Source organism: Pseudomonas sp. On1, assembly GCF_033783325.1.
This window is the reverse complement of record NZ_JAWPOA010000002.1, coordinates 108,091-123,174: the sequence shown is the minus strand read 5'-3', so window position 1 is coordinate 123,174 and position 15,084 is coordinate 108,091. Positions and strand designations below refer to the sequence as shown.

Sequence of the window (15,084 nt, the reverse complement as noted above, 5' to 3'; positions counted from 1 at the left end):
GTAAGCCTTCGCTTAGCGAGTGGTTACCTCGGTAGCAGCGAAGAAGTAAGCGATTTCGCGAGCAGCGGCAGCTTCGGAGTCCGAACCGTGAACGGCGTTGGCGTCGATCGACTCGGCGAAGTCAGCACGGATGGTGCCGGCAGCAGCTTCTTTAGGGTTGGTGGCGCCCATCAGCTCACGGTTGGCCAGAATGGCGTTTTCGCCTTCCAGAACCTGCACAACAACAGGGCCCGAAGTCATGAAGGCAACCAGGTCACCGAAGAAGCTGCGCTCTTTGTGCTCAGCGTAGAAGCCTTCGGCTTCGGCTTTGGACAGCTGCTTCATTTTCGAAGCGACGACGCGCAGGCCGGCTTTCTCGAAGCGAGTGGTGATCTCGCCAATGACGTTCTTGGCAACTGCGTCAGGCTTGATGATGGAGAAAGTACGTTGAACAGCCATGGAAAACTCCAGAATATTGAGTGTTGCGAAAAATTAAACCCGCGAATTATACGCGGGTTCCAGGGGATTGCCTAACCTGCAGCGTGCGTTCAGTCGGCTTCGTCGATCCAGGCCGCCTGGATGGCCTCGAGAACCTTCTCACCGCAACGCGACGGATCGTCATCGAATTCAGGCAGCGCCATCACCCAGGCGCGCAGATCGACGAAATTCACGTAATGAGGATCGACCTCAGGCTTGCTTTCCGCAAGCCGGATGGCGATCTCAAGTACATCAACCCATTTCAGACTCATGTACAAAACCTCAGTGCGGCGCTTCTGCGGCGTGGTTGAGCGAGTATTTGGGGATCTCGATGGTGAGGTCCTCTTCGCCGACGACCACCTGGCAACCCAGGCGCGACTGCGCCTCCAGGCCCCAGGCCTTGTCCAGCATGTCTTCCTCCAGCTCATCGGCCTCCTCAAGGGAGTCGAAGCCCTTGCGGATGATGCAATGGCAGGTGGTGCAGGCCTTGACGCCACCGCAGGCGCTTTCCATCTCGATGTGATGGTCGTGGGCCAGCTCCAGGATATTGGTCCCGGACGGCACTTCCACGGTCAGCCCTTCGGGGCAGAACTTCTCATGCGGCAGGAATGTCACCAGCGGCATCGATTACTCCTCGATCTCATTCAGGTTGCGCCCGGCCAGTGCGGCTTTGACCGTCGAATCAAGGCGACGGGCGGCAAATGCATCGGTCACCTGCGACAGACGCTTGGTCTGTTGCTCGATGGCGGCGCCATCGGTGCCGCTCAGCAAATCACGTAGTTCCTGCATCTGGAATTCGATCGCGTCGCGCTCGTCACTGCTGAGCAGGCGTTCGCCATCGGCGTCCAGGGCGCCCTGCACCGCTTCGAGCAGGCGCTCGGCGTCGACCTGGTGCTCGCGCAACTGGCGCGCGTGCTTGTCGGAGCCGGCATGCTCGAACGAATCCTTGAGCATGCGGGCGATCTCGCCGTCGGTCAGGCCATAGGATGGCTTGACCTGGATGCTCGATTCCACGCCCGAGCCCAGCTCGCGGGCCGCGACGCTGAGCAGGCCGTCGGCGTCGACCTGGAAGGTCACGCGGATCTTCGCCGCACCGGCCACCATCGCCGGGATGCCGCGCAGCTCGAAGCGTGCCAGCGAGCGGCAATCGCTGATCAGCTCGCGCTCACCCTGCAGGACGTGGATCATCATGGCCGACTGGCCATCCTTGTAAGTGGTGAACTCCTGGGCGCGGGCCACCGGGATGGTGGTGTTGCGCGGGATCACCTTCTCCATCAGCCCGCCCATGGTCTCGAGGCCGAGCGACAGCGGAATGACGTCCAGCAGCAACAGCTCGCCACCTTCGCGACGATTGCCGGCCAGGGTGTCGGCCTGGATCGCGGCCCCGATGGCCACCACCTGGTCGGGGTCGATCGAGGTCAGCGGGGTACGGCCAAACAGTGCGCCGACCGCCTCGCGCACGCGTGGCACTCGGGTCGAACCGCCGACCATGACCACCGCGCCGACTTCTTCGAGCTCGACGCCGCTGTCACGCACGGCACGGCGGCAGGCCTTGAGGCTGCGGGCGACCAATGGCTCGATCATGGCGTCGAAAGCCGCCCGGCTCAGCTCGCCCTGCCAGGCGCCGTGGCTGACACCGACCACGTCGGCGTCGGTCAGGGCTTCCTTGGCTGCGCAGGCAGCCTGCAGCAGCTGGCGCTGGGTGGCTGGGTCGAGGTCGGAGGACAGCCCCGCCTGCTCGATGATCCAGCCAGCGATGGCGTGGTCGAAGTCATCGCCGCCCAGGGCGGTATCGCCACCGGTGGCCAGCACCTCGAAGACACCGCCGGTCAGGCGCAGGATGGAAATATCGAAGGTACCGCCGCCCAGGTCGTAGATCGCCACCAGGCCTTCGGCATTCTGGTCCAGGCCATAGGCCACGGCCGCCGCGGTAGGCTCGTTGAGCAGGCGCAGGACGTTGAGGCCGGCCAGTTTGGCGGCATCCTTGGTTGCCTGGCGCTGGGCATCGTCGAAGTATGCCGGCACGGTGATCACCGCACCCACCAGTTCGCCGCCGAGGGTTTGCTCGGCGCGATGGCGCAGTACCTTGAGAATATCGGCCGACACTTCCACCGGGCTCTTCGGGCCCTGGACGGTGTCGATGAACGGCATGTGCGACTCGCCACCGACGAAGCGGTACGGCAGTTGCTCGCCCAATTGCTTGACGTCGGCCAGGCCGCGCCCCATCAGGCGCTTGACCGACAGGATGGTGTTCAGCGGGTCGCTGGAGGCGGCATCACGGGCAGCCTGGCCTACTTCGCTGCGGCCTTCGAGATAACGCACGGCCGAGGGCAGGATCACCTGGCCCTGGTCATCGGGCAGCGGCTCGCTGCGCCCGCTGCGCACGGCGGCGACGAGAGAGTTGGTGGTGCCCAGGTCGATGCCCACCGCCAGGCGGCGCTGGTGCGGTTGAGGGCTCTGACCGGGTTCGGCGATCTGCAGTAGGGCCATGCTTATCTGAGTACCTTAGGCGTCATCACGGGTGACGCCGGGGTTAATCGTCGAGGCGCTCTTCGAGTTGGCGCACTTCTTGGGCGAGCTTGTCGAGGAACTGCATGCGGCGCATCAGGCGCTCGGCCTTGTCGCGCTGGGCTGCATCGTCCCAACAGTCGGCGAAGTCATTGTTCAGTGCGTCCTGGGCACCCTTGAGGCGCTTCTTGAACACACCGACACCGTCAAGGTCGGCTTCGTCCTGCAACTCTTCGAGCTCTTCGCGCCACTGCATCTGCTGCAGCAGGAAGTCCGGGTCATGCACCGTGACTTCCTGGGGCACTTCGTGGCCACCGATGGCCAGCAGGTAACGGGCGCGACGCGGCGCGCTGCGCAAGGTCTGGTAGGCGTCGTTCAGCACCGCGGACTTTTCCAGGGCGACACGCTGCTCACGCTCGGAAGCGTCGGCGAAGCGGTCGGGGTGGACCTCACGGGCCAACTCGCGATAGCGAACGGCCAGTTTGTCGAGGTCCAGGCGGAAAGCCGGTTGCAGGTCGAACAGGGCGAAATGGCAAAGAGTACCCACGGCCAGCCTCAAACGTTGAAGCTTTCGCCGCAGCCACACTCACCGCGCACGTTGGGGTTGTTGAACTTGAAACCTTCGTTCAACCCTTCCTTGACGAAGTCCAGCTCGGTGCCGTCGAGGTACACCAGGCTTTTCGGGTCGATGATGACCTTCACGCCGTGGTTCTCGAACACCTGGTCTTCGGCGGCGAGCTCGTCGACGAACTCCAGCACGTAGGCCAGGCCCGAGCAGCCGGTGGTGCGCACGCCCAGGCGAATGCCCTCACCCTTGCCGCGCCCGTCGAGGGAGCGGCGAATGTGGTTGGCGGCGGCTTCTGTCATGCTGATAGCCATCGGAACTCCTTACCTCGCAGTCGACTCAGACCAAGCCTTTCTTCTGCTTGTAGTCGCGAACAGCGGCCTTGATGGCATCTTCGGCGAGCACGGAGCAGTGGATCTTGACCGGCGGCAATGCCAGCTCTTCAGCCAGCTGGGTGTTCTTGATGGTCTCGGCCTCGTCCAGGGTCTTGCCCTTCATCCACTCGGTGGCGAGGGAGCTGGAGGCGATGGCCGAACCGCAACCGTAGGTCTTGAACTTGGCGTCTTCGATGACGCCCTGCTCGTTGACCTTGATCTGCAGGCGCATCACGTCACCGCAGGCCGGGGCGCCGACCATGCCGGTACCTACATCCGGATCGTCGGCGTTCATCTTGCCGACGTTGCGCGGGTTTTCGTAGTGGTCGATGACCTTTTCACTGTATGCCATGGTGCAATTCCTTCCTCATCAGGGAGCCGCTCTTGCCGGCGACTGCTTAGTGGGCGGCCCACTCGATCTTGGAGATGTCGACGCCGTCTTTGTACATGTCCCACAGCGGCGACAATTCGCGCAGCTTGTTCACGGCCTCGCAGACTTTCTGCGCGGCGTAGTCGACTTCTTCCTCGGTGGTGAAGCGACCGAAGGAGAAGCGGATCGAGCTGTGCGCCAGCTCGTCGTTGCGGCCCAGGGCGCGCAGGACGTAGGACGGCTCGAGCGAAGCGGAGGTGCAGGCCGAACCGGACGAAACAGCGATGTCCTTGAGCGACATCAGCAGCGACTCGCCTTCGACGTAGTTGAAGCTCAGGTTCAGGTTGTGCGGCACGCGCTGGGTCTGGCTGCCGTTGACGTACAGCTCTTCGAGGTCCGAGACCTGCTTGAAGAAGCGGTCGCTCAGGGCCTTGATGCGCACGTTTTCAGCGGCCATTTCCTGCTTGGCGATGGCGAAGGCTTCGCCCATGCCGACGATCTGGTGGGTCGGCAGGGTGCCCGAACGCATGCCGCGCTCATGCCCACCACCGTGGATGATGGCTTCCAGGCGCACACGCGGCTTGCGGCTGACGTACAGCGCGCCGATGCCTTTCGGGCCGTAGACCTTGTGCGCCGAGAACGACATCAGGTCGACTTTCAGCTTTTGCACGTCGATCTCGACCTTGCCGGCCGACTGTGCAGCGTCGACGTGGAACAGCACGCCGCGCGAACGGGTCAGTTCACCGATGGCGGCGATGTCGTTGATCGAGCCGACTTCGTTGTTCACGTGCATCAGCGAGACCAAGATGGTGTCGTCGCGCAGGACAGCTTCGACCATCGCCGGGGTGACGATGCCGTCTTCACCTGGCTCGAGGTAGGTAACCTCGAAACCTTCGCGCTCGAGCTGGCGAGCGGTATCCAGGACCGCCTTGTGCTCGATCTTGGAGGTGATGATGTGCTTGCCCTTGGTCTGATAGAAGTGCGCCACGCCTTTGAGAGCGAGGTTGTCGGACTCGGTGGCACCGCTGGTCCAGACGATCTCGCGCGGGTCGGCGTTGATCAGCTCGGCGACCTGGCGGCGGCCGTTCTCGACTGCTTCCTCAGCCTTCCAGCCGAACACGTGGGAGCGCGAGGCCGGGTTACCGAAGTTCCCGTCAACCAGCAGGCACTCGGCCATCTTCTGGGCGACACGGGGATCGACCGGCGTGGTCGCGGAGTAATCGAGGTAGATCGGCAACTTCATTGAGTATCTCCTATCAGGCGGTGGCGTCGCTCGTCGCTGAATTTTCAGTCGACGGCGGACGTCTCAATCTTGTCCAGCTGGGCGGTTCGGCCCGCGACGCGGCGCAGGTCCTGGCGCTGGGCGACTTCCTGCACCTCACGGCGCATGACGAGGTCGGCCAGGCTGATGCCACTGAGGAATTCATGGATCTGCTGGCTCAGATCACACCACAGGTGGTGAGTCAGGCAGGTATCACCGGCGTGGCAATCCCCCAGGCCCTGGCAACGGGTGGCATCGACCGATTCGTTGACCGCGTCGATGACCTGGGCCACCTGGATGGTTTCCATGCCTCGCGACAGCTGGTAACCGCCGCCTGGGCCGCGAACGCTGGATACCAGGCTGCTGCGGCGCAGCTTGGCGAACAGCTGTTCCAGATAAGAGAGGGAAATGCCCTGGCGCTCGGAAATATCGGCCAAAGACACCGGCCCCTGCTGCGCGTGCAACGCCAGGTCAAGCATGGCGGTCACGGCGTATCGGCCTTTGGTAGTCAGTCGCATGGCGTATGGGTACCACGGGAGTTACAGGATGTGTGCGAGTATGCGATTCCCGAGCATTTAAGTCAACTATAAGACCTAGTGCTTTAGTCGGGTATGCATGCGGGAGGCGGCCGCGAGTGTAGCAGACAAGGGGCGCAAGCACACGCCCCTTGTATCGGGCCGGCGCAATCAATGCGACCGAGTGTCGCCCTGCTTCAGCTCGACGCAGGCTTCGGCGAAGTCGTCGTCGGGCAGCGCCGGCAGCTCCTTGGCGCAGTAGTCACTGCCCATCCGGGTCAACGCGCCACACATGCCCTCCAGGCGCTCGTCGACGGCCTGCAGATGGTCGAGCATCTGGCCGATGGCGCGCGCCACCGGGTCCGGCATGTCGCCACTGACGCCATAGGCGTCGAAGCCGATCTTCTCGGCCATGGCCTTGCGCTTGGCCTCGACGGCGTCATCCTCGGTCTTGACGATGATCCGTCCCGGGATGCCCACCGCCGTGGCGCCGGCGGGCACCGCCTTGGTGACCACGGCGTTGGAGCCGATCTTGGCCCCGGCACCAACGGTGAACGGGCCCAGGACCTTGGCCCCGGCACCGACCACGACGCCGTTTTCCAGGGTCGGGTGACGCTTGCCCTTGTTCCAGCTGGTGCCGCCAAGGGTGACACCCTGGTAGAGGGTCACGTCGTCGCCGATCTCGGCGGTTTCGCCAATGACGATGCCCATGCCGTGGTCGATGAAGAAGCGCCGGCCGATGGTCGCGCCCGGGTGGATCTCGATGCCGGTCAGCCAGCGGCCGAAGTTCGACACCAGGCGCGCCAGCCATTTGAAATCGCGCTTCCACAGGGCATTGCCCAGGCGGTGCAGCCAGATGGCGTGCATGCCCGGGTAGCAGGTCAGCACCTCGAAGGCATTGCGCGCCGCCGGGTCACGATGGAAAACACTTTGAATATCTTCACGCAGACGCTCGAACATCGTTCAGTCCTTCCGTTTATGCGGCTCGCCCCGGACGACTTTCTGGGTCTCGGTGAGGATGCCGCGCAAAATGCTCATTTCCGTACGCTCGACCGAGCTGCGCCCATACAGCCGGCGCATGCGCGGCATCAGGTGCTTGGGCTTGGCAGGGTCGAGGAAGCCGATGTCCACCAGGGTCTTTTCCAGGTGGTCATAGAACAGCTCCATTTCGTCCATGGTCGCCAACTCATTGGCGTCCGCCTTCTCGACCTTTGGCGCCGTGTCCTGCACCGCCAACGAGGCCATGCGCACCTCGTAGGCGAGCACCTGGACTGCGGCGGCCAGATTCAGCGAGCTGAAGTCGGGATTGGAGGGAATGTGCACGTGGAAGTGACATCGCTGCAGTTCTTCGTTGGTCAGGCCGGCGTGCTCGCGACCGAACACCAGGGCGATTTCCTCGCCGGCCAGGGCGTGCTCCACCGCCTTGGTGCCGCACTCACGGGGGCCGATCAGCGGCCAGGGGATGCTGCGCTCGCGGGCGCTGGTGCCCATGACCAGGCTGCAGCCGACCAGTGCCTGCTCGAGGCTGTCGACCACCTGGGCGCCGGCCAGCACATCGTCGGCACCCGAGGCGCGCGCCGAGGCATCGGCGGCCGGGAATTCTTTCGGCTGCACCAGCACCAGGCGCGACAAGCCCATGTTCTTCATGGCACGCGCAGCGCCGCCGATGTTGCCGGGGTGGCTGGTATTGACCAGGACAACACGAATATTTTGCAGCAAGGTGTCGCGCTCTCGGATGCAGAAAAAGGAGGGTTCGATCTTACAGAACCGACCAGCGTAACGCCATGAAAGCAAATGTGACACTTCTGTCGTCAAAGATTTCTGCTAGAATGGCCGGCTTTCCTCTTTAACATCTCCAGGTGACCTTCCCATGCAGCCTATGCTGAATATCGCCCTGCGCGCCGCTCGCAGCGCCAGTGAACTGATTTTCCGCTCCATCGAACGCCTGGACAGCATCAAAGTCGACGAAAAGCAGGCCAAGGACTACGTGTCCGAGGTTGATCGCGCCGCCGAGAAGGTCATCGTCGAGGCCCTGCGCAAGGCCTACCCGAACCACTCCATCCAGGGCGAAGAAACTGGCCTGCACGCCGGCACCGGCGAAGAAGGCAAGGACTACCTGTGGATCATCGATCCGCTGGACGGCACCACCAACTTCCTGCGTGGCGTGCCGCACTTCGCTGTCAGCATCGCCTGCAAATACCGTGGCCGCCTCGAGCACGCCGTGATCGTCGACCCGGTTCGCCAGGAAGAATTCACCGCCAGCCGCGGCCGTGGCGCCCAGATCAATGGCCGTCGACTGCGCGTCAGCTCGCGCACCAGCCTGGAAGGCGCCCTGCTGGGTACCGGCTTCCCGTTCCGTGACAACCAGATGGCCGACCTGGACAACTACCTGGGCATGTTCCGCGCCCTGACCGGCCAGACCGCCGGCATCCGCCGCGCCGGCTCCGCCAGCCTGGACCTGGCCTACGTGGCTGCCGGCCGCTTCGACGCCTTCTGGGAGTCGGGCCTGTCCGAGTGGGACATGGCCGCAGGCGTGCTGCTGATCCAGGAAGCGGGCGGCCTGGTCAGCGACTTCAACGGTGGCCACGAATTCCTCGAAAAAGGCCACATCGTCGCGGGCAACATCAAGTGCTTCAAGGCCGTGCTGACTGCCATCCAGCCGCACCTGCCGGAACACATGAAGCGCTAAGCGCCGACAGCGAGCACAAAAAAAGCACCTCTCGAGGTGCTTTTTTCGTTTTGGCACTGACGCAGCTTCACTGCCCCGGCTGATTCTGACTCAGGATCAGCTTGCCGTTCTTGTCCAGCGGGATGGTCGAGCCCGGCTCGTGATCCATCTTCACCTTGCCGACCTGATCACCAATGGAATAGGTCACGTTGTAGCCCACGACCTTGTCACTGATGTCATTGACCGTGTTGCACCGGGTTTGCGTGGTGGTGTAGGTGTCACGCTCCTGCATGCCCTCCTGCACCTTGTTGCCGGCATAGCCACCACCAACCGCGCCGGCCACGGTGGCAATCTTCTTGCCGGTACCGCCGCCGATCTGGTTACCCAGCAGGCCACCGGCGAGCGCACCGACCACCGTGCCGGCGATCTGGTGCTGATCCTTGACCGGCGCCTGACGCGTCACGGTAACATCCTTGCAGACTTCACGCGGCGTCTTCACCTGCTGCTTGATCGGCTGCACGTCGGTGACCTGGGCGTACTCAGGCCCCTTGTTCACCAAGCTGTAGGTCGCCACAGCACCTCCGGCAGTCACACCGACAGCACCCAGAACCGCACCCACCAGCATTGATTTGTTCACGTGAACCTCCTGATCGTACCTGCGGGGATATGGCCCGCCTTCTCCCAGCCTTGGAGCAAAAAAAAAGGCGCGAGTTCAACACTCGCGCCTTTCTTTACGCCAGGCGGCGCAGGACCAAGCCTTACGGGCGTTCGTCCACACCCTCGTTCTTGACTGGCGGAATCAGGTCTTCACTGCTCAGGTTCAGCCAGATCAGCACCACGTTGGCGATGTAGATCGACGAGTAGGTACCCGCCATGACGCCGATGAACAGCGCCAGGGAGAAGCCGAACAGGTTGTCGCCGCCGAAGAACAGCAGCGCGGCGATGGCCAGCAAGGTCGACACCGAGGTGGCGACGGTCCGCAGCAGGGTCTGGGTGGTCGAGATGTTGATGTTCTCGATCAGCGAGGCCTTGCGCAGCACACGGAAGTTCTCGCGCACCCGGTCGAACACGACGATGGTGTCGTTGAGCGAGTAGCCGATGATCGCCAGCACCGCCGCCAGCACCGTCAGGTCGAAGGTGATCTGGAAGAACGACAGGATACCCAGGGTTACCACCACGTCGTGGATCAGCGAAATGATCGCACCCACAGCGAACTTCCACTGGAAGCGGAACGCCAGGTAGATGAGGATGCCGCCCAGGGCCAGGAGCATGCCGAGGCCGCCCTGGTCACGCAGCTCTTCACCCACCTGCGGGCCGACGAACTCGACGCGCTTGACCGTGGCCGGGTTGTCGCCGCCGATCTTCTGCAGCGCCTCGGCCACGCGGTTGCCCAGTTGCGGGTCATCGCCCGGCATGCGCACCAGCAGGTCGGTGGTGGCGCCGAAGCTCTGCACCACGGCATCGTGGAAGCCAGAGCCGACCAGTTCGGTACGCACCTTCTCCAGGTCCGCCGGGCGCTCATAGGTGAGCTCGATCAGCGTGCCGCCAGTGAAGTCCAGGCCGAAGTTCAGGCCCTTGTGCCACCAGCTGAACAGCGCCAGCACGGTAAGGAGCACGGTAATGGCGAACGCGACATTGCGCACGCCCATGAAGTTGATGGTTTTCATCGCAGCTCCCTCAAACCCACAGCTTCTTGATGTCACGCCCGCCGCAGGTCAGGTTGACCAGTGCGCGGGTCACCATGACGGCGGTGAACATCGAGGTGAAAATCCCGAGGGACATGGTGACCGCGAAGCCCTTGACCGGGCCGGTACCCATGGCGAACAGGATGCCGCCGACCAGCAAGGTGGTCAGGTTGGCGTCGACGATCGCCGAGTAGGCCCGGTTGAAGCCTTCGTGGATGGCGCGCTGCACCGACATGCCGGCGGCGATCTCTTCACGGATACGCGAGAAGATCAGCACGTTGGCGTCCACCGCCATACCCATGGTCAGCACGATACCCGCGATGCCCGGCAGGGTCAGGGTGGCGCCCAGCAGCGACATCAACGCCAGCAGCAGGACCATGTTGCCCGCGAGGGCAATGGTCGCCAGCACGCCGAAGGCACGATAGATGGCGATGATGAACAGCGACACGAAGAGCATGCCCCACAGCGAGGCGTCGATACCCTTGGTGATGTTGTCGGCGCCCAGGCTCGGGCCAATGGTACGTTCTTCGGCGAAGTACATCGGCGCGGCCAGACCACCGGCACGCAGCAGCAGGGCCAGTTCGGACGACTCGCCCTGGCCGTTCAGGCCGGTGATGCGGAACTGGCTGCCCAGCGGCGACTGGATGGTCGCCAGGCTGATGATTTTCTTCTCTTCCTGGAAGGTCTGCACCGCGACTTCTTTCTCGACGCCGTCGACCACCTGCTTCTGGTAGCGGGTGACCGGCTTCTGCTCGATGAAGATCACCGCCATGCTGCGACCGACGTTGCTGCGCGTGGCGCGGCTCATCAGCTCGCCGCCATGGCCGTCGAGGCGAATGTTCACCTGCGGGCGACCGTGCTCGTCGAAGCTGGCCTGGGCGTCGGTGACCTGGTCACCGGTGATGATCAGGCCGCGCTCGACCGGAGCGGAGCGACCGCCTTCGCGGAACTCGAACACCTCGGTGGTGGCCTTGGACGCGCCTGGCTCGGCACCGAAGCGGAACTCCAGGTTGGCGGTCTTGCCGAGGATACGCTTGGCTTCGGCAGTGTCCTGCACGCCCGGCAGCTCGACCACGATGCGGTTGGCGCCCTGGCGCTGCACCAGCGGCTCGGCCACGCCCAGCTCGTTCACACGGTTGCGAACGGTGGTCAGGTTCTGCTTGATGGAGTATTCGCGGATCTCGGCGACCTTGGCCTGGGTCAGTGCCAGGCGCAGCACGGCGAGCTCGTTGCGCTCGGTGGTGGTCAGGTCGAAATCACTGAAATTCTTGCGGATCAGGCTGCGAGCCTGTTCGCGGGTGGCATCGTCGGCGAAGCCCAGCATGATCCCGCCGTCCTGCTGCGGCAGGCTGCGGTAGCGGATACGCTCTTTGCGCAGCAAGGTCTTGACCTCGCCTTCGTAGACTTTCATGCGCGCGGTCATGGCCTTGTCCATGTCCACTTCCAGCAGGAAGTGCACACCACCGGACAGGTCCAGGCCGAGCTTCATCGGGCTGGCACCCAGGTTGCGCAGCCACTGCGGGGTGGTCTGGGCCAGGTTCAGGGCCACGACATAGTCGTCACCGAGGGCCTTGCGCGCCACATCCTTGGCCGGCAACTGGTCTTCCTGGTTGGTCAGGCGCACCAGCGCGCTGCCCTTCTCGCCCAGGCTGCCGCCTTTGACGGTGATGCCGGCATCGGTCAGCGCCTTGGTGACGCGATCGAGGTCGGCCTGGCTGACATGCAGGGCGGAACTGGCACCGCTGATCTGCACCGCCGGATCATCCGGATAGAGGTTGGGTGCGGAATAAATGAAGCCGACCGCCAGTACAGCCACGATCAGCAGGTATTTCCACAGAGGGTATTTGTTCAGCATCACGCCGCCCGTTCAAGACGCGGGGCGCTTTGCGCGCCCCGACTGGAAAAATGAAACCGGTAACTCAGATAGCCTTGAGCGTACCTTTTGGCAGGGTCGCGGCAATGGCGCCCTTCTGGAACTTCAGCTCGACATTGTCGGACACTTCCAGGACCACGAAGTCATCGGCAACCTTGACGATCTTGCCGGCGATGCCGCCGTTGGTGACAACTTCGTCACCTTTTTGCAAGTTGCTCAGCAGGTTCTTCTGCTCTTTGGCACGCTTGGCCTGCGGGCGCCAGATCATCAGGTAGAAGATGACCAGGAAGCCAACCAGGAAGATCCACTCGAAGCCGGTACCGGCTGGGCCGGCGGCGGGTGCTGCTGCGTCCGCGTAGGCGGCGGGGATAAAGAAGCTCATTGGGCTCTCCTAATGGAATTTTCTAATAATGGTTGCGAACAGTCAGTCCAAAGGCGGAACGGGAAGCCCGCGCTTGGCGTAGAAGGCGTCGACAAAGGCGGCCAATTTACCCTGTTGAATAGCCTCGCGTAAACCGGCCATCAAGCGCTGGTAATGGCGCAAGTTGTGGATGGTATTCAGCATGCTGCTCAACATTTCGCCGCACTTGTCCAGGTGGTGCAGGTAGGCGCGGGAGAAGTTGGTGCAGGTGTAGCAATCGCAGGTCGGATCCAGCGGCGATTCATCGTGGCGATGGAACGCGTTGCGGATCTTGATCACCCCGGTATCGACGAACAGATGGCCGTTGCGCGCGTTACGCGTGGGCATCACGCAGTCGAACATGTCGACGCCGCGGCGCACACCCTCTACAAGATCTTCCGGCTTGCCTACCCCCATAAGGTAACGAGGTTTGTCAGCCGGCATCTGCGCGGGCAGGTAGTCCAGCACCTTGATCATCTCGTGCTTGGGCTCGCCCACCGACAGGCCGCCGATGGCCAGGCCATCGAAATCGATATTGACCAGTGCTTCCAGCGAGCGCATGCGCAGGTCCTGGTACATGCCGCCCTGGACGATGCCGAACAGCGCCGCGGTGTTGTCGCCATGGGCGTTCTTCGAGCGCTGGGCCCAGCGCAGCGACAGCTCCATCGAGGTGCGCGCCACGTCGTGCTCGGCCGGGTACGGGGTGCACTCGTCAAAGATCATCACGATGTCCGAGCCCAGGTCGCGCTGGACCTGCATGGACTCTTCCGGCCCCATGAACACCTTGGAACCGTCCACTGGCGATGCGAAGGTCACGCCTTCCTCCTTGATCTTGCGCATGGCGCCCAGGCTGAACACCTGGAAGCCACCGGAATCAGTGAGGATAGGGCCTTTCCATTGCATGAAATCGTGCAGGCCGTTGTGTTTCTTGATGACTTCGGTACCCGGGCGCAGCCACAGGTGGAAGGTGTTGCCAAGGATGATCTCGGCGCCGATGGCCTCGATATCACGCGGCAGCATGCCCTTGACCGTGCCATAGGTGCCCACCGGCATGAAGGCCGGGGTCTCGACCGTGCCACGGGGGAAGGTCAGCCGGCCGCGACGGGCCTTGCCGTCGGTGGCCAGCAGTTCGAACGACATTCGACAGGTGCGACTCATGCTTGATCCTCTGGGCCGCGTGGCGCCGGATTGCGGGTGATGAACATGGCATCACCGTAACTGAAGAAGCGGTAACCGTTCGCGACCGCCGCCGCATAGGCGGCCATGGTCTCGGGGTAACCGGCGAAGGCCGAGACCAGCATCAGCAGCGTGGACTCCGGCAGGTGGAAGTTGGTGACCAGGCAATCGACCACATGGAACGGCCGGCCCGGGAAAATGAAGATGTCGGTGTCGCCACTGAACGCCTTGAGCTCGCCATCGCGCGCCGCGCTTTCCAGCGAACGCACGCTGGTGGTGCCCACGGCGACCACCCGCCCGCCACGGGCGCGGCAGGCCTGCACGGCATCGACCACATCCTGGCTCACTTCGAGCCACTCTTTATGCATGGTGTGGTCTTCGATCTTGTCGACCCGCACCGGCTGGAAGGTACCCGCCCCTACGTGCAGGGTGACGAAGGCGCGCTCGACGCCCTTGGCGGCGATCTTTTCCAGCAGCGCCTCGTCGAAGTGCAGGCCGGCGGTGGGTGCGGCCACGGCGCCGGCGCGCTGAGCGTAGACGGTCTGGTAGCGCTCGCGGTCGGCGCCCTCGTCGGGGCGGTCGATATACGGCGGCAGCGGCATATGGCCGACGCGCTCGAGCAGTGGCAGCACCTCTTCGCTGAAACGCAGCTCGAACAAGGTATCGTGGCGGGCGACCATCTCGGCCTCGCCGCCACCGTCGATGAGGATCTGCGCGCCTTCCTTAGGCGCCTTGCTGGCACGCACATGGGCCAGCACGCGGTGGCTGTCGAGCACGCGCTCGACCAGCACTTCCAGCTTGCCGCCGGAGGCTTTCTGGCCGAACAGCCGCGCCGGGATCACCCGGGTGTTGTTGAACACCATCAGGTCGCCGGGGCGCAGGTAGTCGAGCAGGTCGGTGAACTGCTTGTGGGCCAGCTCGCCGCTGGGGCCATCGAGCACCAGCAGGCGGCTGCCATGACGCTCGGCCAGTGGATGGCGGGCGATCAGGGAATCGGGGAGTTCGAAGGAAAAATCGGCGACGCGCATGATGATGTTCGGGTTCGACAGGGCCGGGAAGTTTAGCCCAATGCGTGAAAATTGACCATGAAAGCCGATTGACCACCTTGGGCGACCTCTCTATACTGCGGCGCCACAAGCCCTGATGGCGGAATTGGTAGACGCGGCGGATTCAAAATCCGTTTTCGAAAGGAGTGGGAGTTCGAGTCTCCCTCGGGGCACCAAGATCCAGAAA

General features: G+C 63.4%; 18 protein-coding genes and 1 tRNA gene. 2 read left to right on the top strand and 17 right to left on the bottom strand.

Going from position 1 to position 15,084, the window contains the following annotated elements:
- Positions 1–12: 12 nt before the first annotated feature.
- The 11 genes from ndk to trmJ form a co-directional block, all read right to left on the bottom strand.
- Complete coding sequence (gene ndk / locus R5C80_RS02840) at positions 13–438, bottom strand: nucleoside-diphosphate kinase (RefSeq protein WP_319049779.1); 426 nt, start codon at positions 436–438, stop codon at positions 13–15.
- Positions 439–527: 89 nt separating this feature from the next.
- Positions 528–728: a Fe-S cluster assembly protein IscX gene (gene iscX / locus R5C80_RS02835; RefSeq protein ID WP_263160163.1), complete on the bottom strand. Its 201-nt coding sequence runs from the start codon at positions 726–728 to the stop codon at positions 528–530.
- 10 nt (positions 729–738) lie between these two features.
- A complete protein-coding gene (gene fdx, locus R5C80_RS02830; RefSeq protein WP_094011725.1) occupies positions 739–1,080 on the bottom strand; it encodes an ISC system 2Fe-2S type ferredoxin in 342 nt (113 codons plus the stop codon).
- 3 nt (positions 1,081–1,083) lie between these two features.
- Positions 1,084–2,946, bottom strand: a complete 1,863-nt coding sequence (gene hscA / locus R5C80_RS02825; protein ID WP_263160162.1) for a Fe-S protein assembly chaperone HscA — start codon at positions 2,944–2,946, stop codon at positions 1,084–1,086.
- A 43-nt stretch (positions 2,947–2,989) separates the two neighbouring features.
- Positions 2,990–3,511 carry a co-chaperone HscB gene (gene hscB, locus R5C80_RS02820; RefSeq protein WP_263160161.1) on the bottom strand — a complete coding sequence of 174 codons (522 nt, stop codon included), beginning with the start codon at positions 3,509–3,511 and terminating at the stop codon, positions 2,990–2,992.
- An 8-nt stretch (positions 3,512–3,519) separates the two neighbouring features.
- Entirely contained in the window at positions 3,520–3,843 is a 324-nt protein-coding gene (gene iscA, locus R5C80_RS02815; RefSeq protein ID WP_023630636.1) for an iron-sulfur cluster assembly protein IscA, read from the bottom strand.
- A gap of 25 nt (positions 3,844–3,868) precedes the next feature.
- Positions 3,869–4,255 (bottom strand): Fe-S cluster assembly scaffold IscU, encoded by a 387-nt coding sequence (gene iscU, locus R5C80_RS02810; RefSeq protein ID WP_023630637.1) that lies wholly within the window; start codon positions 4,253–4,255, stop codon positions 3,869–3,871.
- A 46-nt stretch (positions 4,256–4,301) separates the two neighbouring features.
- Positions 4,302–5,516 carry an IscS subfamily cysteine desulfurase gene (locus tag R5C80_RS02805; protein ID WP_023630638.1) on the bottom strand — a complete coding sequence of 405 codons (1,215 nt, stop codon included), beginning with the start codon at positions 5,514–5,516 and terminating at the stop codon, positions 4,302–4,304.
- Positions 5,517–5,560: 44 nt separating this feature from the next.
- Positions 5,561–6,052 (bottom strand): Fe-S cluster assembly transcriptional regulator IscR, encoded by a 492-nt coding sequence (gene iscR / locus R5C80_RS02800; RefSeq protein WP_023630639.1) that lies wholly within the window; start codon positions 6,050–6,052, stop codon positions 5,561–5,563.
- Between the two features lie 168 nt (positions 6,053–6,220).
- The gene (cysE, locus tag R5C80_RS02795) at positions 6,221–7,009 is read right to left on the bottom strand and encodes a serine O-acetyltransferase (protein WP_023630640.1); all 789 of its coding nucleotides are present in this window, start codon (positions 7,007–7,009) and stop codon (positions 6,221–6,223) included.
- Between the two features lie 3 nt (positions 7,010–7,012).
- The gene (trmJ, locus tag R5C80_RS02790; protein ID WP_046854249.1) at positions 7,013–7,768 is read right to left on the bottom strand and encodes a tRNA (cytosine(32)/uridine(32)-2'-O)-methyltransferase TrmJ; all 756 of its coding nucleotides are present in this window, start codon (positions 7,766–7,768) and stop codon (positions 7,013–7,015) included.
- Between the two features lie 151 nt (positions 7,769–7,919).
- Here trmJ and suhB point away from each other — a divergent pair, with 151 nt between their 5' ends.
- A complete protein-coding gene (suhB, locus tag R5C80_RS02785) occupies positions 7,920–8,738 on the top strand; it encodes an inositol-phosphate phosphatase (protein WP_038706773.1) in 819 nt (272 codons plus the stop codon).
- 67 nt (positions 8,739–8,805) lie between these two features.
- On the opposite strand, the gene R5C80_RS02780 is transcribed toward suhB, so the two are convergent.
- From R5C80_RS02780 to queA, 6 genes are all read right to left on the bottom strand, one after another.
- A complete protein-coding gene (locus tag R5C80_RS02780) occupies positions 8,806–9,354 on the bottom strand; it encodes a glycine zipper 2TM domain-containing protein (protein WP_023629277.1) in 549 nt (182 codons plus the stop codon).
- A 121-nt stretch (positions 9,355–9,475) separates the two neighbouring features.
- Positions 9,476–10,384, bottom strand: coding sequence for a protein translocase subunit SecF (gene secF / locus R5C80_RS02775; RefSeq protein WP_023629278.1), 909 nt, complete (start codon positions 10,382–10,384; stop codon positions 9,476–9,478).
- 10 nt (positions 10,385–10,394) lie between these two features.
- Complete coding sequence (gene secD, locus R5C80_RS02770) at positions 10,395–12,257, bottom strand: protein translocase subunit SecD (protein WP_263160160.1); 1,863 nt, start codon at positions 12,255–12,257, stop codon at positions 10,395–10,397.
- Between the two features lie 64 nt (positions 12,258–12,321).
- On the bottom strand, positions 12,322–12,657 hold the full coding sequence (gene yajC / locus R5C80_RS02765) for a preprotein translocase subunit YajC (RefSeq protein WP_023629280.1): 336 nt from the start codon (positions 12,655–12,657) through the stop codon (positions 12,322–12,324).
- Between the two features lie 42 nt (positions 12,658–12,699).
- Positions 12,700–13,815, bottom strand: coding sequence for a tRNA guanosine(34) transglycosylase Tgt (gene tgt, locus R5C80_RS02760; protein ID WP_023629281.1), 1,116 nt, complete (start codon positions 13,813–13,815; stop codon positions 12,700–12,702).
- A gap of 14 nt (positions 13,816–13,829) precedes the next feature.
- A complete protein-coding gene (queA, locus tag R5C80_RS02755) occupies positions 13,830–14,879 on the bottom strand; it encodes a tRNA preQ1(34) S-adenosylmethionine ribosyltransferase-isomerase QueA (RefSeq protein WP_046854244.1) in 1,050 nt (349 codons plus the stop codon).
- A gap of 109 nt (positions 14,880–14,988) precedes the next feature.
- On the opposite strand from queA, the gene R5C80_RS02750 reads away from it, so the two are divergent.
- Positions 14,989–15,073, top strand: a tRNA-Leu gene (locus tag R5C80_RS02750).
- The last annotated feature ends 11 nt before the right edge of the window (positions 15,074–15,084 follow it).

Bases quoted from the DNA above. Each gene is read 5' to 3' on its own strand.
- ndk (WP_319049779.1), bottom strand. From the start codon at position 438: ATGGCTGTTCAACGTACTTTCTCCATCATCAAGCCTGACGCAGTTGCC.
- iscX (WP_263160163.1), bottom strand. From the start codon at position 728: ATGAGTCTGAAATGGGTTGATGTACTTGAGATCGCCATCCGGCTTGCG.
- fdx (WP_094011725.1), bottom strand. From the start codon at position 1,080: ATGCCGCTGGTGACATTCCTGCCGCATGAGAAGTTCTGCCCCGAAGGG.
- hscA (WP_263160162.1), bottom strand. From the start codon at position 2,946: ATGGCCCTACTGCAGATCGCCGAACCCGGTCAGAGCCCTCAACCGCAC.
- iscA (WP_023630636.1), bottom strand. From the start codon at position 3,843: ATGGCTATCAGCATGACAGAAGCCGCCGCCAACCACATTCGCCGCTCC.
- iscU (WP_023630637.1), bottom strand. From the start codon at position 4,255: ATGGCATACAGTGAAAAGGTCATCGACCACTACGAAAACCCGCGCAAC.
- R5C80_RS02805 (WP_023630638.1), bottom strand. From the start codon at position 5,516: ATGAAGTTGCCGATCTACCTCGATTACTCCGCGACCACGCCGGTCGAT.
- iscR (WP_023630639.1), bottom strand. From the start codon at position 6,052: ATGCGACTGACTACCAAAGGCCGATACGCCGTGACCGCCATGCTTGAC.
- cysE (WP_023630640.1), bottom strand. From the start codon at position 7,009: ATGTTCGAGCGTCTGCGTGAAGATATTCAAAGTGTTTTCCATCGTGAC.
- suhB (WP_038706773.1), top strand. From the start codon at position 7,920: ATGCAGCCTATGCTGAATATCGCCCTGCGCGCCGCTCGCAGCGCCAGT.
- secF (WP_023629278.1), bottom strand. From the start codon at position 10,384: ATGAAAACCATCAACTTCATGGGCGTGCGCAATGTCGCGTTCGCCATT.
- secD (WP_263160160.1), bottom strand. From the start codon at position 12,257: ATGCTGAACAAATACCCTCTGTGGAAATACCTGCTGATCGTGGCTGTA.
- yajC (WP_023629280.1), bottom strand. From the start codon at position 12,657: ATGAGCTTCTTTATCCCCGCCGCCTACGCGGACGCAGCAGCACCCGCC.
- tgt (WP_023629281.1), bottom strand. From the start codon at position 13,815: ATGTCGTTCGAACTGCTGGCCACCGACGGCAAGGCCCGTCGCGGCCGG.
- queA (WP_046854244.1), bottom strand. From the start codon at position 14,879: ATGCGCGTCGCCGATTTTTCCTTCGAACTCCCCGATTCCCTGATCGCC.